This window comes from Acinetobacter sp. WCHAc010034 (genome assembly GCF_001696615.3).
Lineage (GTDB): Bacteria > Pseudomonadota > Gammaproteobacteria > Pseudomonadales > Moraxellaceae > Acinetobacter.
Genome location: NZ_CP032279.1, coordinates 1,661,191 through 1,681,399 on the forward strand (window position 1 = coordinate 1,661,191; position 20,209 = coordinate 1,681,399).

Below are 20,209 nucleotides of genomic sequence, written 5' to 3' on the forward strand. Positions count from 1 at the left end.
ACATGCCTTTGCTGATGAATACAGAAACACCTCCGGACTGGACCATCGTCCAGATTTCGGATACGCATCTCATGGATCAGGAAGACCTTGAGTTTGCCGGAATGAATCCAGAACAGAGCTTTCATGAGGTAATGGCGCATATCACGCAGCGCCTTTCGCCTATTCACGCCATTGTGCATACCGGCGACTTGGCGCAGGTGCCGGTTCAGGCCACCTATGCGCGCTACCTGCAGCATATGCAGCAGCAGGGCCTTCCGCATTTCCAGGTTCCCGGCAACCATGACGATACCGCGCTTTTCCCCTTTCATCAGCAGCGCGATCAGGCGCATGTGCTCAGCTTCGGCGCATGGCGCATTGTGCTGCTGAACAGCGCCGTTGCCGGCCAGGTTGACGGCTGGGTCGCGCAGCAGCAGCTGCAACAGCTGGAGCAGATTCTGGCGCAGCAGGCGGATCAGCATGTGATTATCGCCTGCCATCATCATCCTTTCGCCATGCAGTCGCGCTGGATTGACCAGCACAAGCTGAAAAACGCCGAACACTTAATGGATGTGATTGCCAAGCACCGCAACGTCAAGGCCGTGCTGTGCGGCCATGTGCATCAGGACTCCTGCCATGAATGGCATGGCGTGCAGTTCCTGTCTACGCCCTCCACCAGCGTGCAGTTCAAGCCGCGCAGCGACACTTTCGCGCTGGATCAGTCCGCGCCGGGCTACCGCGTGCTGCATTTAAGGGAAAATGGCGAGTTTTCCACTGAAGTTGTGCGGGTGAAAATCAGCCAGCCTGAAATTAATCTTCAAATTTCAGGTTATTAACTTTTCATTTTAATTTTTTTCCATTAATTTATGGCATCTGATGGAAAAGTGATAGATCTAATCCGGCCATCTAAGACTATCAAAATCGAAAAAAAGTCTATATGATGACGGCCCTGCAGGAGGAATCTCCTCAAGGGTGGATAAAAAACTTGCATATCACCATATTTTTTGCTTATAGATATATGCATATGATGAGGAATGCCCTAAATGGCGAATGACAACCAAAATCAAGTCTTAGATGAACACGCTGATACCGCAGATGAGAAATCTGTAAAACGCGTCCGCAAAGCAAAGCCAAAGGCCTCTGAAGGCGGTTCTACTGCTAGCTTATTTGGTATTGAGCCTTATCAACCGAAGAAAAATGAAGAATACATGTCAGAAGGGCAGCTTGAGCATTTCCGCCGCATTCTGCTGGCATGGAAAGCTGAGCTGATGTCTGAAGTCGACCGCACTTTAAACACCATGCAGGACGAAAACACCGCGCTGCCTGACGTGAATGACCGCGCAACGCAGGAAGAAGAATTCGCCATTGAGCTGCGCACCCGCGACCGCGAGCGCAAGCTGATCCGCAAAATTGAGCAGTCGATTGAAGCCATCAAAAATGATGACTACGGCTTCTGCGAAACCTGCGGCATTGAAATTGGCCTGCGCCGCCTTGAAGCGCGCCCGACTGCGACTTTGTGCATTGACTGCAAAACCCTGGCAGAGATCAAAGAGAAGCAGAACAACGGTTAAGCATGTTCTCCAATAATCCACCCCTCACCCCTCCTTTACTGCAGGAGGGGGACAGCAGGATGGCTTATACGGGCCGGTTTGCGCCATCGCCAACCGGCCCTTTGCATTTTGGCTCTTTAATCACCGCGGTGGCCAGCTACTGCGATGCCAAGGCAAACGCCGGCCAATGGCTGGTGCGCATTGAAGACACCGACATTCCCCGCATCTATCCCGGCAGCGAAGCGCATATCCTGCGTTCAATTGACGCTTTTCAGCTGGAGCCGGACGCCGAAATCATCTTTCAGAAAGACCGCCTTGAAATCTATGAGTCGGTCATTGAGCAGCTGCATCAGCAGGGCTGGGTTTACGCCTGCCAGTGCACGCGCAAAATGCTTGGCTCCAATCATATCTATGCCGGCACCTGCCGCGCTTTGGCCCTGCCCTTCGCGGGTCAAGCCATCCGCGTTAAGGTGGATGATCAGGAAATCTGCTTTGACGACCGCCTGCAGGGCCGGCACTGTTCCAATCTGCAGCGGGATTTAGGCGATTTTGTGCTGAAGCGCCGTGACGGCATCATCAATTACCAGCTGGCGGTTGCGGTCGATGACTGCCTGCAGGGCATGACCCATGTGGTGCGCGGCGCCGACCTTCTGGACAATACCGAGCGGCAAATCTGGCTGGGCCGGCTGCTTGGCTGTCCGGAGCTGCAGTATATGCACCTGCCTCTGGCCATGAATGATCAGGGCCAAAAGCTGTCCAAGCAGAACATGGCGCAGGCGCTGGATTTAACTCAGGCGCCGCAGCTGCTGCAGCAGGCCTTGCGCGCGCTGCATCAGCCGGAAACTGAACTGGATGCGCCGGCGCAGATGCTGCGCCAGGCGGTTGCGCAGTGGGATATCCGCAGGATTCCGCGCGGCACAGCGCTGCAGGGCTGCTATCTGTAAATCCGCATTGCGCAGCAATGCTTCCAGCCCCTTCATAAGCAGATGCAAGGCTTTTTATTTTGGGATTCAGCCCTAAAAGAAAAGCCATCGGCAGCCATCCATTCCGCTGAATTTACTGTCAAAAACGCCAAATTAACCGGCAATTGGCCTGAACTGCAAAAAAAATGCCGGGCACAGCCTTAAACCATGCCCGGCGTGATGAATCGCATCAATCCGGTTTAGAAGCTGGATTCCTCTTTGCTCGGATTCACCTGATTGGTGGTGGCTTCAATTTTCAGAATCAGGCTGACCATCACCGCGCACATAATCAAAGACGAGCCGCCGTAGCTGATGAACGGCAGAGTCAGGCCCTTGGTCGGCAGCATGCCCATGTTCATGCCGGCATTCACCAGAATCTGCAGCAGGAAAATAATGCTGATGCCGTAAGCCAGATAGCCGGCGCGCAGGTACTGATGCTTCAGGGCGCGGTGCCCGATTTTAATGCAGCACACCACCATGGTGAAGGACAGCACCAGCACCGTGGTAATGCCGAAGAAGCCGAATTCTTCACCCAGAATCGCCAGCATAAAGTCGGTATGCGCTTCCGGCAGGTAGGACATTTTCTGAATGCTGTGGCCCAGGCCGACGCCAAACCATTCGCCGCGCCCAAAGGCCATCAGCGCATTCGAGAGCTGGTAGCCGGTGCCGAGCGGATCGGCCCAGGGGTTAGTGAAGGACAGCGCGCGCTGCAGGCGGTAAGGCTCAAAGACAATCGCCGCAGCCAAGCCCAGCACAATGGCGGCCAGAAACGCGATGAACTGAATCGGCGGCGCGCCGGCAAGGAAGAATACCCCCAGAATCATCAGGACAATCACCGCAGTTGCACCCAAGTCCGGCTCAGCCAGAATCAGGCCCACGGTGATGATCATGACCGCGCCTAAGCGGAACAGGCCGGACAGGTTATTGCGCACCTCTTCCGCCCTGCGCACCACATAATCCGCGGTGAAAATTGCCATCATGACTTTGGCGACTTCGGAGGCCTGCAGGGTAAAGCCGGCGATGCGGATCCAGCGGGTGGAGCCATTGACCTCGGTTCCGGCCACCAGCACCACCGCCAGCAGCCCGATGGTCAGCAGCCACAGCGGGAAGGTGTTGTTGAACCACACATTCATCGGCACCTTATAGGCCAGAAACGCCGCCAGGCAGGCCACCAGAATGGAAATGCCGTGGCGCGTCACATAGTGAAAGGCGTTTTCATGCAGCCGGTCTGCATAGGGCATGGATGCCGAAGCCACCATGATTGAGCCGATGCACAGCAGGGCCAGAACGCAGAAGATCAGCACATTGCGCATATTGACTTCGGCAGGCAGCTTGGGCGCCCACCGGCCGTAGGCTTCGTTTATTTTACTTATGGTCGTCTGAGCTAACCCAGCCATACAACTTTCCTTATCGTTCTTTTAAGCCAGTACATTGACGCAATCAACAAACTGCTGACCGCGCTCGCTGTAACCTTTAAACATATCAAAACTTGCGCAGGCCGGAGACAGCAGCACGACATCATGCGCCTGCGCCTGCTGCCGGCAGATTTCCACCGCCTGCTTCAATGATTCTGCATGCAGCAGTTCCGTGGTGCCCGCAACCGCCTTTTCAATCAGCGGGCGGTCTTCGCCGATCAGCACCGCAGCTGTGGCGTATTTTCTGAGCGATTCACGCAGCGCGCTGAAGTCCTGCCCTTTGCCCTGCCCGCCCAAAATAATCACCACTTTGCCGCCTTTGGCTTCAATGGCGGCGCCCAGGCCGTCAAGGGCAGCCAGCGTAGCGCCGATATTGGTGCCTTTCGAGTCGTTATAATAGCGCACGCCGTGCAGCTCTTTGACGAATTCACAGCGGTGTTCCAAGCCTTTGAAGGTCTTCAGGGTTTCCAGCATGCTGTGCAAAGGCAGGCCAATCGCTTCACCTAAAGCCAAGCAGGCCAAAGCATTCGCCACATTGTGCGTGCCTTGAATGTACATTTCTGAGCTTTTCAGCAGGCGCTCGCGGCCGCGCGCCAGCCACATGGTTCCGTCGTCATCCCTTAAAACGCCGTACTGATTCAAATCCGGCGCATTCAGGCCAAAGCTCTGCATCGGCGTTGCATCCGGCACCAGCGGGCGGGTCAGCGAGTCGTCACGGTTATGCACCACTTTTTTCACGCCCTGAAAGATGCGGTGCTTGGCGGTGTGATAGCCCATCATGTCGCCATGGCGGTCTAAATGATCTTCACTCATGTTCAGCACCACAGCCACTTCGGCAGCCAAATTTGAAGTGGTTTCCAGCTGGAAGCTCGACAGCTCCAGCACATACAGATCCGGATCATCCTTGATTAAATCTAGCGCCGGACGGCCCAAGTTGCCGCCGACAGCGGCTTTTCTGCCCGCATCTTCGGCCATCAGGCCAAACAGCGTGGTGACGGTGCTTTTGGCATTGGAGCCGGTAATCGCGACAATCGGCTTGTCTGTGGCGCGGCGCAGAATCTGAATTTCGCTGACCACGGGAATGCCTTTGGCGATGGCGGCCTGAATTTCAGGGAGCTTCGGGTCCAGCCCCGGGCTGATGATGATTTCATCGGCCTGCAGCAGCAGCTCTTCATCCAGCCTGCCGAAGCTGGTCTGCACCGCAGCGGGGATCTGATCATGGCCCGGCGGGGTTTGCCGTGAATCTGTTGCTGCAACGCGGTAGCCCTGTTCATGCAAGAAATTAACCGCGGCCACCCCCGAAATTCCAAGTCCGGCAACGACCTTTAAACCACCACGCTGTATTAACATTTTTGCCCCATTTTACGGTCTGTTTTTAAAACTGACAAAATGTTAGCACTTTGCTGTTTTGAATGCTTTTTCAGTTTTGACTTTCTGGCGGTTTTTTTGTGTCAGCGCGTAAAAAAACCGTCATAAAAATGACGGTTTGCAGTTTTTCTCCGGCAGCGGATTTTATTTCCACTTCACCGCCTGAACTTCAGGCTTTTTTTCGGCAGCATTGTCAGAAACCGCGCAGCCGCAGCCCCCGCCGCAGCCGGCCGCGGCAGACGGCTTCAGCCATTTGGCCAAAGCCGTCCAGCCCTGTCTGGCGCAGGCCTCTGAAAGCACCGTAAAGACTGAAGCCGCTGTTTTCGGAAATACTTTCTTAAACACCACGGCAGCGCTCCAGATCACCAGCGCAGCCACTATTAGAATTTCAATCATTGCAGTCTCCTCTTTTGCGGCTTCGCGGAAAAATCAGCCGAAATAATGCGAAGCAATTTGATAGGTCAGGAAAGACATCAAATACGCCAAGCCGAACAGGTACACGGTCATAAAGCCCACAGTTTTCCATGAGCCGGTTTCACGCTTCACGGTGGCCAGCGTAGCCAGGCAGTGCGGCGCATAAATAAACCATACCAGCAGCGACAGCCCGGTCGCGAAGGACCAGCCCAAGTCTCCGCTGCTGATTAAGGTGGACAGGCCTTGCGCGACCGCGTCATCATCGGCTGCCGACAAGGCATATACCGTGCCCAGCGCCGCCACCACCACTTCACGGGCAGCCATGGCGGGAATCAGCGCGATGCAGATCTGCCAGTTGAAGCCCAGCGGGGCAAAAATCGGCTGCATTACATGGCCCAGCATGCCGGCAAAGGAATAATCAATGGCCGGCAGCGTGGCGCCTTCCGGTGGCTGCGGGAAAGTGCACAGGAACCACAGCAGAATCGACAGCGCGAAGATAATGCCACCGACGCGCTTTAAGAAAATCTTGGCGCGGTCCAGCAGGCCAATCCAGACGCTTTTCACGTCCGGAAAGCGGTAGCTTGGCAATTCCATCAGCAGCATATGCTGGGATTTGTCTTTCTGAAAGAATTTCAGCACGAAGGACACCGCCAGCGCGCTGAGAATGCCCGCCATATACAGGCCGAACAGCACCAAGCCCTGCAGGTTGAACAGGCCCCAGACCATTTTTTCCGGAATAAAGGCCGCAATCAGCAGCGCATACACCGGCAGGCGCGCGGAGCAGGTCATCAACGGCGCGACAAAAATCGTGGTCAAGCGGTCGCGCGGATCACTGATGCTGCGGGTCGCCATAATGCCCGGAATAGCGCAGGCAAAGCTGGACAGCAGCGGAATAAAGGCGCGCCCGCTGAGGCCAGCTTTAAACATCAGCTTGTCCAGCAGGAAAGCCGCGCGCGGCAGGTAGCCCGACTCTTCCAGAACCAGAATAAAGAAGAACAGAATCAGAATCTGCGGCAGGAACACCACCACGCCGCCGGCGCCGGCAATAATCCCGTCCACAATCAGGCTGTTGAGGAGCGGATGCGAAATATGCGGGCCAAGAAATTCGCCCAGCCAGCCAAAGAAGCCTTCAATGCCGTCCATAAACGGCGCTGCCCAGGCAAATACCGCCTGAAAGATCACGAACATCATCAGCGCAAGGCTGACTAAACCCAGCACCGGATGCAGAAAAATCTTATCCAGAAAATCGGAGCGCTTGTCTTCCTGATCGGCAAAATGCACCACATCATGCAGCAGGGCCGCAACTTTCTGGTGACTATCGCCCGTCAGGCCGCTGAGTTCGGTATGCGGCGCCGAATACTTGCCCTGATCCAGCGCATTCATCAGATTTTCAATGCCTGAGTTGCGCACCGCAACCGTTTCCACCACCGGAATGCCGAGGCGCTCCGAGAGTTTCTGGGTATTGATCTGCATGCCGCGGCGGCGCGCTTCGTCCATCATATTCAGCACCAGCAGAATGGGACGGCCCAGCGCAATCATTTCCAGAACCAGGCCCAGATGGAGCTTTAAATTGGTGGCGTCAACAACGCACAGGAAGGCGTCCTGGCTGCCTTCATCAGCAATTTTTCCCTGCACCACGTCGCGGGTAATCGCTTCATCCGGACTGGTGGCGTCCAGGCTGTAGGTGCCGGGCAGATCCAGCACGCGCACGGCTTTGCCGGACGGCAGGCTGAAGCTGCCGACTTTGCGCTCCACCGTGACCCCGGCATAGTTGGCCACTTTTTGGCGCGTGCCGGTTAAATGGTTGAATAATGATGTTTTACCGCAGTTAGGATTACCGACTAGGGCAATACGCAGCGCCTCAGTCATGCCGGTGCTCCTTCTATTTCTATTTTTTCAGCTTCGGTTTTGCGCAGCGCGAAACGGGTAAAGCCGATTTGAATTAAAATCGGATCGCCGCCAAAAATGCCTTTGGTAATCACCTGCACTTCTGTACCTGGTATAAAGCCCAATGTTTCCAAACGGCTCGCCACAATATCAGCCTGGGAGTTTTGGCCATTCTGGATGCGGTGCACCTTTTGAATGATGGCTGACTGCTTGACTTTTAAATCAGATAAACGCACGCACCTAATCCTAAAAACTTTTATTAAACATTATACAGGCAAATGAGAATAATTACCAAATCAGGTTTGATTTCAATTCTCATTCCCCGCCTGCGCATCGACAGGCCGGGCAAATTGATTTACATTGCATTCAGCCTGAATTTCCCTGGGCTGAGCGGATAAAGTTGAAGATTGCATGCTGAATAAAAAGCCCCGTGTCCCGGCCCCAGTCGCCATTCCTGAACAGCTGAGCTTCCTGCAGGGCTTCCGCGACTACCTGATTGCGCAGACCGTCAGCCCGCATACGCGCAATGCCTATTTATCTGATTTAATTCAATGCAGTGAATGCTGCGCCCAGCCCCTGCCGGCATGGGGCAGCGATGACGTTTCCGATGCGCTTCTGGCGCTGACCAAGCAGGGCAAAAGCCCGCGCTCAATCGCCCGCGCGCTGTCCGCGCTGCGCTCCTTCTTTAAATTCCTGCGCGAACAGAAGCTGCGCAGCGACAACCCGGTCAGCGCGCATAAAACCCCAAAGCTGGGGCGCGCCCTGCCCAAGGACCTGTCCGAAGCGGACGTCGAAGCGCTGATTCATGCGCCGGACATCAGCACCGCGCTGGGCCTGCGCGACCGCGCCATGCTGGAAGTGCTGTACGCCTGCGGGCTGCGGGTTACGGAGCTGCTGAGCCTGCGCCTGGAGCTGATCAACCTGAAGCAGGGCTATTTGCGCATTGTCGGCAAAGGCAATAAAGAGCGCCTGGTGCCTTTGGGGCAGATGGCCCGCGAATGGGTTGAAAAATATTTAACCGAAGGCCGCGCTGCCCTGTATAAGACCTCGACCGACTACCTCTTCCTGACCCAGCGCGGCGGGGTCATGAGCCGGCAGAACTTCTGGTACGCCATTAAGCGCTATGCGCTGCAGGCCGGCATCCAGGCGGAGCTGTCGCCGCACACCTTAAGGCATGCCTTCGCCACACATTTGCTGAATCACGGCGCGGACTTGCGCGTAGTGCAGATGCTGCTGGGGCACAGCGACCTGTCGACCACGCAAATTTACACCCATGTGGCGCAGGTGCGCATGCAGCAGCTGCACGCCGCCCATCATCCGCGCGCTTAACGGCGCTAAATCCCGGATTAAGAAGTTTTATCGCCCCGGCTTTTTTTTGCTATGCTAACCCACCAGTTTTATAAAGCTAAAAGAAAAGGGTTGTTTATGCGATTTACCCGTTCACATATTTTTACCGCATGCGCGCTTGCTGCCGGGCTGAGCCTCAGCGCCTGCTCCAAATCCAATAATGATGCAGAAAAACAGGCGCCGCTGACCGCCAGCGCGCCGGCAACGGGAGAAGCCTCCACCCTTTCTGAGCGCAATGCGCTGCAGCGCCTGACCGCCACGCTGCAGGACGGCCTGAAAAAAGCCAACATCAGCGCCAAAATTGTTGACGTGAAGCCAACCGAAGTGCCGAACCTGTACTGGGTCAGCCTTGACGGCATGTCTTCGGTCTATGCCACTTCAGACGGCAAATACATCCTGCAGGGCGAAATCGTGCGCCTGGGCGGCAAAGAGCTGTACAACGTCAGCCAGAACCTGCAGGCCGCCAGCAACAAGAAAATCTTTGAGCAGCTGAAAGCCGAAGACCTGCTGATTTACAAAGCGCAGGGCAAAACCAAGCATGTGGTGTATGTGTTTACCGACGTCAGCTGCCCTTACTGCCATAAGCTGCATGAGCATATGGATGAAATCACCGGCAAAGGCGTTGAAGTGCGCTATATCGCCTGGCCGCGCGGCGAGCAGCATATTCCAATGATGGAAGCCATCTGGTGCAGCGCCGACCGCAAGGAAGCCTTCAGCAAAGGCATTGCCGGCGAACAGATCGCGCCTGCATCCTGCAAGAACCCGGTGCGCAGCATGTATGAAATGGGGCTGAATATCGGCGTCAACGGCACGCCTGCCATCTACAGCGCTGACGGGGTTTACCTGGGCGGCTACATGGAGCCTGGCGATTTGCTGGAACGCTTAAATAAATAATTTTTATTGATTAAATTACTGTTTTTTATAGATAGCGATAAAGTTGTGAATCTCCTAGAGTCATGGCATTTTTTTAGCTATGATCTAGGCTGGCTTAAAGTTGATGAATATTATGGAGTGTGACGTGAAACCAGTTCGCCTGGCAATCCTCGGTCTTGGTACTGTGGGTGGTGGTGCCCTTAAACTATTAAAAGAAAATGCTGCTGAGATTAAACGTCGCACCGGTCGTGAAATTCAAATTACCCATGTCGGCACGCGCCGCCCGCGTCCAGACCTTGATCTTCCGGCATCGGTAAAGCAGAGCGCTGACTTGATGTCGATTGTGCGTCAGCCGGACGTCGATGTGGTGGTGGAAGTCATGGGCGGCATTCATCCCGCTTATGACGTCATCATGGAAGCGATCAGGCACGGCAAGCAGGTGGTTACTGCCAACAAGGCGCTGCTGGCGGAGCACGGCAACGAGCTGTTCAAAGCGGCCGATGACCACAAGGTGCAGATCGCCTATGAAGCGGCGGTGGCCGGCGGCATCCCGATTATTAAAGTCATGCGCGAAGGCCTGGCTGCCAACCGCATTGACTGGCTGGCCGGCATCATCAACGGCACAGGCAACTTCATTCTGACCGAAATGCGTGAAAAAGGCCGCGCTTTTGCCGATGTGCTGAAAGAAGCGCAGGAGCTGGGCTATGCCGAAGCTGATCCGACTTTTGACGTCGAAGGCATTGACGCAGCCCACAAGCTGACGCTGCTGGCATCGATCGCATTCGGCATTCCGCTGCAGTTTGACAAAGTCTTCACCGAAGGCATCAGCAAGATTGCCGCGCAGGACGTGAAATACGCCGAAGATCTCGGCTTCCGCATCAAGCATCTCGGCATTGCGCGCCGCGCCGCCAAAGGCATTGAGCTGCGCGTTCATCCGACCCTGATCCCTGAAGACCAGCTGATCGCCAATGTCAACGGCGTAAAAAATGCGGTGCTGGTGCAGGCCAATGCCGTCGGCCCGACGCTGTACTACGGCGCAGGCGCAGGCGCAGGCCCGACCGCTTCCGCAGTGATTGCCGATGTGGTGGATATTGTCCGCGACATCTCCTATACCGAAGACGGCGCAGGCACCATTCCGCAGCTGGCTTTCGAAGCTTTGGCGGACTTGCCGATCCTGCCGCGCGAAGAAATGACCACAGGCTACTACATCCGCATCAACGCTGAAGACCAAACCGGCGTTCTGGCCGATGTCACTACAATTCTAAGCCGCGCCGGCATCAGCATTGACGCCATCATGCAGCAGCCGCGCCTGAAAGACCTTATTCCAATCGTGATTCTGACCGACCCTGTCGTGGAATCAAAAATGGATGAAGCGCTCGCGCAAATTCAGGCCTTGCCGGTCATTCATGGCGAGATTGTGCGAATTCGTTTAGAATCGCTGGATAATTAACCGGGCCGAGGGGAGCCGGCAACGCCCCCTCGCCAAGCTCTACACACCATTGGAACATCATCATGTCGAATGCCAATCGTTATACTGGTTTAGTTGACCGTTACCGCGACCGTTTACCTGTATCTGCAACTACCCGCGCAATTTCCTTAGGCGAAGGCAACACGCCGCTGATTAAGCTTGAGAACATTCCGCGCATTATTGGTAAAGACGTTGAAATTTATGTGAAGTACGAGGGCTTGAACCCGACGGGCTCATTTAAAGACCGCGGCATGACTATGGCGGTGACCAAAGCGGTTGAAGAAGGCTCTAAAGCCATCATCTGCGCGTCTACAGGCAACACCTCGGCCGCTGCCGCTGCCTATGCAGCCCGCGCCGGCATTAAAGCCTTTGTGCTGATTCCGGAAGGCAAAATCGCCATGGGCAAAATGGCGCAGGCGATGATGTACGGCGCAATCACCATGCAGATCCGCGGCAACTTTGACGACGGCATGCGCCTGGTGAAGGAAGTCGCAGATCAGGCGCCGGTGACGATTGTCAACTCAATCAACCCTTACCGCCTGCAGGGCCAGAAAACCATTGCTTACGAAATCGTCGAAGCTTTAGGCCGCGCGCCGGACTACCACTGCCTTCCGGTCGGCAACGCCGGCAACATCACGGCGCACTGGATGGGCTATACCGAAGCGGTCGCCAACCAGCCTAAAGATCAGTTTGAGCAGGTGGTTTATGACGCTGAAACAGATCAGTTCACCGGCCCTAAACCGGCTGGCCTGCCAGTCATGGCCGGCTATCAGGCAGCGGGCGCAGCGCCGTTCCTGCGCGGCGGCCCAGTGGCAAATCCGGAAACCGTAGCGACCGCAATCCGCATCGGCAACCCGCAAAGCTGGAACCATGCCAAAGCCGTGGTGCGCGACTCTAAAGGCTGGTTTGATGAACTGACCGATGCTGAAATTCTGGACGCGCAGCGCCTGCTGTCGATGTACGAAGGCGTATTCGTAGAGCCGGCTTCGGCAGCTTCTGTCGGCGGCGCAATCCGCGACATTAAAGCCGGCAAAATTGCTGAAGGTTCTGTGATTGTCTGCACAGTAACCGGCAACGGCCTGAAAGACCCGGACACCGCCATCAAGCAGTGCCAGGACGCGGTAATGCTGTCAATTGACGCAACCATGGATCAGGTCAAAGACTCAATTCTGTCCAATATGCAGTAACCGCGCTGCATAAATGAAAAAAACCAGCTGCCTCGGCAGCTGGTTTTTTTTGGCTAGAACACATGCGCAAGACTATTCATAATCTTCCTCATAGCTGTACAGTTTGGCCAGCTCTTTTTCAAGGCGCTGGATTTCTTCCAGCCCGATTTCCTTAATTTCGAACAGCGGCTGCTTAAGCAGGGCGTTGACCGCATATAAAGCCTCATCTTCCCAGGCGCCAATGTACAGCGCCTGCTTCTGTTCATCGTAGCCCAGCCCGCCCTGCGCAGCGACTAGCGCTTTCAGCAGCCCAGGCTGGCTTGACAACTCCTCGAATGAGCCCTGCAGGGCAATTTCCGAATGGCCGTAGTCCGCAAAAATATGCCCTACTTTGCCTTTCAGCTGTTCCGGATCTTCCGCATAGATCAGGCCGGCAAAAAACTCATCATGCTCTTCAGCCCACTGCTGCGTCTTCACAGACCATAGGCCATAGAACTTCGCTTCATGCTCAAACTGCACCAGCTGGAATTTCTGCATTTCAGCGCGCTGAACAAATGCAAAAGTGTCTTCATCGCTCAGGCTTTCAGGCAGCTCATCGCGGGAAAGCTCGCCATTTTCATAAATATGCGCGCCGCAGCGTGAAAAAACAAAATCGTCCAAAGCCTGCAGCTCTTTTTCACTGGCGTCAAATAAAGACTCCACTTCATGCAGGGCGAAATCGCGCGCGCTGTGAATTTCAAGCCGCTTATAGGCCTCATCGGCGGCAGCCTGATTGTCAAAAACATTGGCAATCCGGTTCCCCATAACATAAAACACTTCATCGTTATAGCCGAAGTATTTGGCGCGGATTACATAAACTGTCATCAAAAATCCCCTTTTTTGTCGTTGTTCGCTGTTAATTAAATGTTAAGCGCCCTGCCTGCGCTGCTGCAGGGCCTGGGCGCTGGCTGGAATCGCCATCCCGTTATCCATCCACAGTTCAAAGCGCATGGCGTTGAAAAAATCGGCCGGGCTGCAGGCGACATTCTGCAGCCGGAGCGGATGCCCCAGGCGCGGCAGAATGTCGCCGATAAACCAGCTGTTATGGGTCAGCAGCAGGGAATGCAGCTTGCCTGTCAGCGCCAGCGGCGAAAGCAGCAGCTGCGATATGGCCGGATCCTGCGAATAATGCTGATGCAGCTGCTCCACATGCCGCTCGAAGTCCGGCGGCAGCAGCCTGATGTCAATGGCGCTGACAAAATCGTTCAGTGTCGGAATAAAGCGCTGCTGGTAGTCCACCAGCAGATGGTCGCGCTCGCACAGATCCTTGACATCAACCGACTTGCCCGCGCTGTTCTGCAGGCTGTGCCCGAATACAGGGATCACCGCCACATTCACCCCCCACAGGGTATGCAGAATCCGGTGCCGCGCATCGCTGCACAGGCTTTTGGTGCTGTCAATAAATGCATGTATTTCATAATAGTCTTCGGGCTCGCCGCCCCAGCGCTTGGCGGAAATCCGCGCATGCTGCATTGCATTCATAAGCGCCATGCCGTCATTTTTGTTGTGGCTTAACATTAGCCTATTTCCAGCGGAAAAACGACTGGAATTTATTCATCCGCGACAAGCTGCGCCGCTTTAATTCAGGCATAAAAAAACTCTTCATATCGAAGAGTTTTTTCAGACCGCTGCGCTTAAATGCGCTTAGGCAGCTGCGTTACCCAAGTCATCAATCGGGTGGCATCGCTGGTGCGGGCCGCTGACGTGTCCGCGCCCAAAAGCACCACAACCGCCGGACGGTTGTTCAAGGTGGTATGCATCACCACGCAGCGCCCCGCCTCATTAATATAGCCGGTTTTGGAAATATTGATATTCCAGCCGCCGTTGCGCACCAGCGCATTGGTATTGCTGGATTTCAGCACGCGGTAGCCCAGATTGAAATCATAGCTTGGCGTGGTGGAGAACTGGCGGATCAGGCCGTACTGCGCTGCCGAGTTCACCAGAATGCCTAAATCACGCGCGGAAGACACATTGCGCGGGTCCAGGCCTGAAGATTCAACATAGCGGCTGCTGTTCATGCCCAGCGCTTTGGCCTTGGCATTCATGGCTGCGACAAAGGCTGTGCGGCCGCCCGGATAGGTGCGGGCCAAAGCCGCCGCTGCCGGATTCTCCGATTTCATTAAAGCAAACAGCAGCGCTTCCGCGCGGTTCATCGAATCGCCGGCGCGCAAAGTCGAGCTGGAGTTCTTGCCGCCTGCGCCGGCAAAATCAATCTGCTGCAGCGTAATGTTTTCCGACATATTCAGGCGCGCATCCGCAATCACCACCGCCGTCATCAGCTTGGTGATGGAAGCGATGGGAAATGCGGTATTGCTGTTCTTGCTGTACAGCACTTCGCCGGTTTGGCCATCCATCACCAAGGCCGCGCGGGCATTGACCGATGGCTGGTGCGAATAGCTGCTGGTATCAAAAATCTGCACGGTTTTGGCCGGCGCAGACAGCGCAGCGCCATTGGCGCTGCGGATTGAGGTGCTGACCTTGGTCGAGCCTTGCGGTGAAGGTTCATTTTCGCTGTATGCAGCAGCGGACACATCACCGTTCAGCAGCTGATTGGCTTCTTCAGAAGACCAGCTGAGGCTCGCCTGATTCGAACCGGGATTCATGATGATCTCGGCAAAACTCATTGAGCTCATGCCGAATAAAAATGATATTCCCAGTGCGCGCATTAAAGATTTATTTGAATTCTTCACGATGGTTCACTCAACTCAGGGGGGCAATAATTTGCGCCTTGCCTCTAATATGCCGTACATTTGCACAATAGAGCGCATTTTCCGCGCGCGGATTGCCCAACAAGTTTTTCATTTAAGATAAGAATAGCATTGCTAATTTTGCTGTTTCATTGCAAGCTTATTTTGCTTTATGTAACAAAAAAGACGTTTTTTAGACAGGGAGAATGCAGGTGATCACAGTTTTAGTGGTGGATGACCATGAATTGGTGCGTACGGGTATTTGCCGAATGCTCGAAGACCACGCGGATGTTCAGGTTATTGGTCAAGCTGAATCTGGTGAGGAAGCCATTGCCCTGGTCCGCCAGCACCATCCGAATGTGGTGCTGCTGGACGTCAACATGCCCGGCATCGGCGGCGTGGAAACCACGCGGCGCCTGCTGCAGACTGCGCCTGAAACCAAAGTGCTGGCGGTCAGCGGCCTGGCCGAAGAGCCTTATCCTTCCCTGCTGCTGAAAGCCGGCGCCAAAGGCTATATTACCAAAGGCGCGCCGGTGGCTGAAATGGTGCGCGCCATCAACAAGGTCATGCAGGGCGGAAAATATTTCAGCGCAGATATCGCCGAACAGCTGGCCAGCTCGTATTTGTCCGACACCCAGCAGTCGCCTTTTGATGCGCTGTCTGAGCGCGAAATGCAGGTGGCGATGATGGTGGTGAACTGCATCAGCGCGCAGGAAATTGCCGACAAGCTGTTTGTCAGCGTCAAAACCGTCAATACTTACCGCTACCGCATCTTTGAAAAGCTCAATCTCGACAGCGATGTCAAGCTGACCCACCTTGCGATCCGCTACGGACTGATCAAGCCCTAACCTCTTCAGCATGCAGGCCATATGAATCAGCGCGCCAGCCATTCAGAATTAAATCAGTATCATCTGGGCAGCTGGTACAGCGCTTACCGCTTCATCATCAGCTTCTGCCTGCTGCTGATTTTTCTGGCCACCTATACCCAGCTGGCGCCTGAATACCCCTACCCGCAGCTGTATCTGTACGTGCTGACGGCCTATGTGGTGATCACTAGCCTGCAGTATTTAGCCCTCAATAAAATCCAGGCGGCCGTTCCCAGGCAGCTGGTGCTGATTTTTTTTGCCGATGTCAGCGCGCTCAGCCTGCTGGCGCTGGCGCTGGACGGCCCGAACCTGCATTTAAGCCTGCTGTTTGTGATCACGATTTTCGCCGCCTCGCTGCTGCTGGATGCGCGGAAAGCCCTGATCATTACGCTGGCGGCCGTGATCAGCATTGTTTACCAGCTGTTTCTGGGTTCAATTTTAGACTTTGCTTCGCTGAAGAATATCGGCAACAGCGCGCTGCTGGCCTTCCTGTTTTTTGTGGTTTACGGCAGCGGCCAGATTGCGGTGCGGCGCTTCCAGATTCTGGAAAACCTGAACTTTTCCCAGTCGCTGGAGCTGAACCGGCTGCAGAATATCAACCGCTACATTCTGGAGCAGATTGAGACCGGCTATCTGGTTCTGGATGACAACTGCCATGTGGTGCTGAGCAATCCGGCCGCCTGCGTGCTGCTGGGCATGCCGCCGGCCTACAGCGCCGAAAAATACCCGCTGTACAAAGCCCAGCCGGACCTGTTTCAGCTGCTGAAATTTGAAGCGCTGCAGAACGGCGAAAAATTCCAGTTTGAATCACAGCAGAGCCGCTACCATATTCATGTGCATGTGCAGAAGCTGAATGTGCCGCATCAGACCCTGACGCTGCTGGTGCTGCAGGATGCGCAAAGGCTGAATCAGCAGGTGCAGCAGCTGAAGCTGGCGGCTTTGGGCCAGCTTTCGGCCAGCATTGCCCATGAAATCCGCAACCCGCTGGCCGCCATTGTGCAGGCCAATGACCTGAGCGCCGGCAGCGCGCCGGAACAGCAGCAGCTGCTGAGCCGCATGATTTCCAAACAGGCCAAGCGCATTGACAGCATCATTCAGGACACCCTGAATATGGTCAAGAATAAGGAAACCCATGCCGTGCTGCTGCGCCTGAATGACTTTATTCCGCTGCTGCTGCAGGAAGATCTGGCGGACATTCAGCATAAAATCCAGCTGCATATGCAGCAAGGCTGCTGCATTTACTTTGATGAGGCGCAGCTGCGCCAGGTGCTGATCAATTTAATCCGCAATGCGGTGCGCCATAATGACCCGGAAGCGCCGCATATTGAACTGAACATCTATCCGCATGAGCAGAAAATGCGGCTGGATGTGCGCGATTTCGGCCAAGGCGTTGCTGTTCAGCATCAGGCATCGCTATTTCAGCCTTTTTTCAGTACCGAAATTACCGGAACTGGTTTAGGATTATACCTTGCGCGCAGCTTCTGTGAAGCCAATCAGGCGCAGCTCACTTATGCAGAACAACAACGGGGAGCCTGCTTCCGGCTGACATGCCAGCGCGCAGAGCTTTAAATTTTTTTTGGGGTGAAATTGTGGAAAAACGGCCGCTGGTACTGCTGGTAGACGATGAAGAAGACTTGTGCCTGCTGATGCAGATGTCACTGGCGCGCATGGGCATAGACACCCACAGCGCGCACTGCCTCAATGAGGCGAAAAAATTCCTGAGCGGGCATCAGTATGATGCCTGCCTGACCGATTTGAACCTGCCGGACGGCAATGGCCTGCAGCTGCTGGAATGGATCAATGCGCATTGCGCAGGCTTGCCGGTTGCCGTGCTGACCGCTTACGGCAACATGGAAATCGCGATCGCCGCCTTGAAAGCCGGGGCTTTTGATTTTGTCAGCAAGCCGGTGAATCCGAAGCATTTAGAACAGCTGCTGCAGAAAGCGCTGAACAAGCCGGCTGCATCCAGCCAGCCGCAGGAAAACAGCCTGGAGCATAAAATGCTGATCGGGCAGTCGCAGCCGATTCAGCAGCTGCGGATCACCCTGAAAAAAATTGCCCGCTCGCAGGCGCCGGTGTTCATTACCGGCGAATCCGGCACCGGCAAAGAGGTGGTGGCCAATCTGGTGCACCGCCTCAGCAACCGCAGCGAAGGGCCTTTTATCGCCATCAACTGCGGCGCCATTCCGACTGAACTGATGGAAAGCGAACTGTTCGGCCATAAGAAAGGCAGCTTTACCGGCGCAGCGCAGGACAAGCAGGGCCTGATTCAGTCCGCGCACGGCGGCAGCCTGTTTCTGGATGAAATTGCCGAACTGCCGCTGAGCATGCAGGTCAAGCTGCTGCGTGCGGTGCAGGAAAAGCGCATCCGCCCGGTCGGCTCAGACGCCGAAGTCGATGTGGATTTCCGCGTGATCAGCGCCAGCCATCAGGATCTGGAAGCGCTGGTGCAGCAAGGCCGCTTCCGCCAGGATCTGTTTTTCCGCATTCATGTCATGGATCTGGTGCTGCCGCCGCTGCGCGAGCGCGGCAGCGACATTCTGCTGCTGGCGCAGCATTTTATCCAGAAAATCAGCGCGGAATGGGACATCCCGCCCAAGCAGCTCACTGCGCGGGCGCAGGACTTCCTGACCGGGCAGTATTATCCGGGCAATGTGCGCGAACTGCGCAATATTATTGAGCGCGCCATCACCCTCAGCGATGACGGCAGCATCGACCTGCCGCAGCTGCAAAGCGCGCCGCTGCGCCAGGCCGCTGCGCCGTTCGCGCCGGCTGCGCCAATGCCGGCGGGCGCGGTTCCGGCTGAACCGGCGCTGGGCGCCAGAAAGCTGCCGGAAGAAGGCCTGGAGCTGCATTTAGAAAAGATTGAAAAAGACATTCTGCTGCATGCGCTGAACCTGACGCATTGGAACCGCACCGTGGCGGCCAAAAAGCTCGGCATGTCCTTCCGCTCGCTGCGCTACCGCCTGAAGAAATTCGGGCTGGATGCCGACGAAGCCTGAAGCCGCTGCCGGCCTTATTTCTGCGCCAGCAGCAGGTCGGCAATATGCTCAACATAGCTGTCCTCCCGCATGTCGTGCGGGAGCGGATAGCTTAAATTCGGCTGCACGCCTGTGCCTTCAATCATCCGGCCGCTGGGCGTATAGTACTGCGAAACAGTCATTTGCAGGGCCGCGCCATTGCTGAGCGGAAACAGCTTCTGCACCACGCCCTTGCCGTAGCTTTTTTCACCGGCAACCCAGGCGCGCCCATGCTCTTTCATGGCGGCGGTAAAGACTTCCGCGGCCGATGCAGAGCGCTTATTCTGCAAAATGCCGACTTTCAGGTTCTGAAATTCCAAGCTTGGCAAAGCCTGAAACTGCTGATCGCCTTCCGAGCGGCTTTTGGTCGAAACAATCACCCCCTGATTCAAAAACAGGTCAGCCGACTCCACGGCAGCCGACAGCAGCCCGCCGGGATTATTGCGCAGGTCAAACAGCACAGCCTTCAGGCGCGGCGAGGCATGGCTTTCAATGAGGCGCTTCACTTCATTGGCGGTATCCTGCTGGAAAACTTTGACATGCAGCACCAGCACCTGATTATTCAACAGTCTGGATTCAATATCGGTTTCAATTTTGGTATTGCGCACCAGATTCATCGGCGCGCTGCCGGCGGACAGCTGCAGCGTCAGGGTGGAGCCGATCGCGCCGTCCAGCAAATGCTTGACCTGATCCTGATTGAGCTTTTTCAGCTCCTGATCTTCAATTTTATACACTGTTACGCCATTGATCAGGCCCAGTTTGGCCGAATCAGCATCCGGCTTTAGGCCATGAATAACCCAATGCTGCAGCGCCGGATCAAAGCGCAGGTTGAAATCGACCGAGGCCAGGTCGCCTTCGGTATACTGCAGCAGCTGCTTATAGTCTTCCGGCGGCAGGTATCTGGAATAGCGGTCCAGGCCGCTGACCAGGCCCCTGATGGCCTGCTGAAACAGCTCATCGTCGGTTTTTTCCTTGACATAATTGTCTTTGACGATGCCGTAAATCTGCACAAACTGCTGGATGGATTCAACCGGGATTTCCGCATAGCTCTGCTCATAGCCTCCGTCAAATTCATCGGCAGCCGGCGCTTTGCCGGCTCCCCATGCAAAATGGCTGGCGCAGCTCAGTGCGCTGAACAGTACCGCAGATTTCCAGTGCGCTTGCGCCATGC

19 protein-coding genes are annotated in these 20,209 nt (G+C 55.4%); 10 read left to right on the top strand and 9 right to left on the bottom strand.

The window, feature by feature from the left end; translation table 11 throughout:
- Positions 1-2: 2 nt before the first annotated feature.
- The 3 genes from cpdA (at position 3) to gluQRS (ending at position 2,470) form a co-directional block, all read left to right on the top strand.
- Complete coding sequence (gene cpdA / locus BEN74_RS09610) at positions 3-812, top strand: 3',5'-cyclic-AMP phosphodiesterase (RefSeq protein WP_068908123.1); 810 nt, start codon at positions 3-5, stop codon at positions 810-812.
- Positions 813-1,019: 207 nt separating this feature from the next.
- Positions 1,020-1,547: an RNA polymerase-binding protein DksA gene (dksA, locus tag BEN74_RS09615; protein ID WP_068908080.1), complete on the top strand. Its 528-nt coding sequence runs from the start codon at positions 1,020-1,022 to the stop codon at positions 1,545-1,547.
- Between the two features lie 2 nt (positions 1,548-1,549).
- Positions 1,550-2,470: a tRNA glutamyl-Q(34) synthetase GluQRS gene (gene gluQRS, locus BEN74_RS09620; protein WP_068908077.1), complete on the top strand. Its 921-nt coding sequence runs from the start codon at positions 1,550-1,552 to the stop codon at positions 2,468-2,470.
- A gap of 218 nt (positions 2,471-2,688) precedes the next feature.
- Here the strand turns inward: gluQRS and ftsW are convergent, their stop codons facing one another.
- The 5 genes from ftsW to BEN74_RS09645 all read right to left on the bottom strand — a co-directional run bounded on the left by ftsW (position 2,689) and on the right by BEN74_RS09645 (position 7,808).
- Entirely contained in the window at positions 2,689-3,885 is a 1,197-nt protein-coding gene (gene ftsW / locus BEN74_RS09625; RefSeq protein WP_068908074.1) for a putative lipid II flippase FtsW, read from the bottom strand.
- 21 nt (positions 3,886-3,906) lie between these two features.
- The gene (murD, locus tag BEN74_RS09630; protein ID WP_068908071.1) at positions 3,907-5,253 is read right to left on the bottom strand and encodes a UDP-N-acetylmuramoyl-L-alanine--D-glutamate ligase; all 1,347 of its coding nucleotides are present in this window, start codon (positions 5,251-5,253) and stop codon (positions 3,907-3,909) included.
- Between the two features lie 162 nt (positions 5,254-5,415).
- The gene (locus BEN74_RS09635) at positions 5,416-5,667 is read right to left on the bottom strand and encodes a DUF6587 family protein (RefSeq protein WP_068908069.1); all 252 of its coding nucleotides are present in this window, start codon (positions 5,665-5,667) and stop codon (positions 5,416-5,418) included.
- Between the two features lie 33 nt (positions 5,668-5,700).
- Positions 5,701-7,554 carry a ferrous iron transporter B gene (gene feoB / locus BEN74_RS09640; protein ID WP_068908066.1) on the bottom strand — a complete coding sequence of 618 codons (1,854 nt, stop codon included), beginning with the start codon at positions 7,552-7,554 and terminating at the stop codon, positions 5,701-5,703.
- A complete protein-coding gene (locus tag BEN74_RS09645) occupies positions 7,551-7,808 on the bottom strand; it encodes a FeoA family protein (RefSeq protein ID WP_068908063.1) in 258 nt (85 codons plus the stop codon). Before BEN74_RS09645 ends, feoB begins: the two co-directional genes overlap by 4 nt.
- Positions 7,809-7,983: 175 nt before the next feature.
- On the opposite strand from BEN74_RS09645, the gene xerD reads away from it, so the two are divergent.
- The 4 genes from xerD (at position 7,984) to thrC (ending at position 12,447) form a co-directional block, all read left to right on the top strand.
- Entirely contained in the window at positions 7,984-8,901 is a 918-nt protein-coding gene (xerD, locus tag BEN74_RS09650) for a site-specific tyrosine recombinase XerD (RefSeq protein WP_068908061.1), read from the top strand.
- Positions 8,902-8,997: 96 nt separating this feature from the next.
- Complete coding sequence (locus BEN74_RS09655) at positions 8,998-9,813, top strand: DsbC family protein (RefSeq protein WP_068908059.1); 816 nt, start codon at positions 8,998-9,000, stop codon at positions 9,811-9,813.
- Positions 9,814-9,937: 124 nt separating this feature from the next.
- The gene (locus BEN74_RS09660; protein WP_068908118.1) at positions 9,938-11,242 is read left to right on the top strand and encodes a homoserine dehydrogenase; all 1,305 of its coding nucleotides are present in this window, start codon (positions 9,938-9,940) and stop codon (positions 11,240-11,242) included.
- A gap of 62 nt (positions 11,243-11,304) precedes the next feature.
- On the top strand, positions 11,305-12,447 hold the full coding sequence (gene thrC, locus BEN74_RS09665) for a threonine synthase (protein WP_068908056.1): 1,143 nt from the start codon (positions 11,305-11,307) through the stop codon (positions 12,445-12,447).
- A 72-nt stretch (positions 12,448-12,519) separates the two neighbouring features.
- Here thrC and BEN74_RS09670 read toward each other — a convergent pair whose 3' ends face one another.
- The 3 genes from BEN74_RS09670 to BEN74_RS09680 all read right to left on the bottom strand — a co-directional run bounded on the left by BEN74_RS09670 (position 12,520) and on the right by BEN74_RS09680 (position 15,155).
- Complete coding sequence (locus tag BEN74_RS09670) at positions 12,520-13,290, bottom strand: hypothetical protein (RefSeq protein WP_068908054.1); 771 nt, start codon at positions 13,288-13,290, stop codon at positions 12,520-12,522.
- A 42-nt stretch (positions 13,291-13,332) separates the two neighbouring features.
- A complete protein-coding gene (locus BEN74_RS09675) occupies positions 13,333-13,947 on the bottom strand; it encodes a DUF6915 family protein (RefSeq protein WP_068908112.1) in 615 nt (204 codons plus the stop codon).
- Positions 13,948-14,099: 152 nt separating this feature from the next.
- Positions 14,100-15,155, bottom strand: coding sequence for a serine hydrolase (locus tag BEN74_RS09680; protein WP_162898167.1), 1,056 nt, complete (start codon positions 15,153-15,155; stop codon positions 14,100-14,102).
- 209 nt (positions 15,156-15,364) lie between these two features.
- Here BEN74_RS09680 and BEN74_RS09685 point away from each other — a divergent pair, with 209 nt between their 5' ends.
- Genes BEN74_RS09685 through BEN74_RS09695 form a run of 3 tightly spaced genes read left to right on the top strand, consistent with a single transcriptional unit; the run spans position 15,365 to position 19,020 of the window.
- Entirely contained in the window at positions 15,365-16,000 is a 636-nt protein-coding gene (locus BEN74_RS09685) for a response regulator (RefSeq protein WP_068908108.1), read from the top strand.
- A 21-nt stretch (positions 16,001-16,021) separates the two neighbouring features.
- Complete coding sequence (locus tag BEN74_RS09690; RefSeq protein WP_068908052.1) at positions 16,022-17,587, top strand: sensor histidine kinase; 1,566 nt, start codon at positions 16,022-16,024, stop codon at positions 17,585-17,587.
- 20 nt (positions 17,588-17,607) lie between these two features.
- Positions 17,608-19,020: a sigma-54-dependent transcriptional regulator gene (locus BEN74_RS09695; RefSeq protein WP_068908105.1), complete on the top strand. Its 1,413-nt coding sequence runs from the start codon at positions 17,608-17,610 to the stop codon at positions 19,018-19,020.
- Positions 19,021-19,034: 14 nt separating this feature from the next.
- Here BEN74_RS09695 and BEN74_RS09700 read toward each other — a convergent pair whose 3' ends face one another.
- Positions 19,035-20,207, bottom strand: a complete 1,173-nt coding sequence (locus BEN74_RS09700) for a S41 family peptidase (RefSeq protein ID WP_068908050.1) — start codon at positions 20,205-20,207, stop codon at positions 19,035-19,037.
- Between the last annotated feature and the right edge of the window lie 2 nt (positions 20,208-20,209).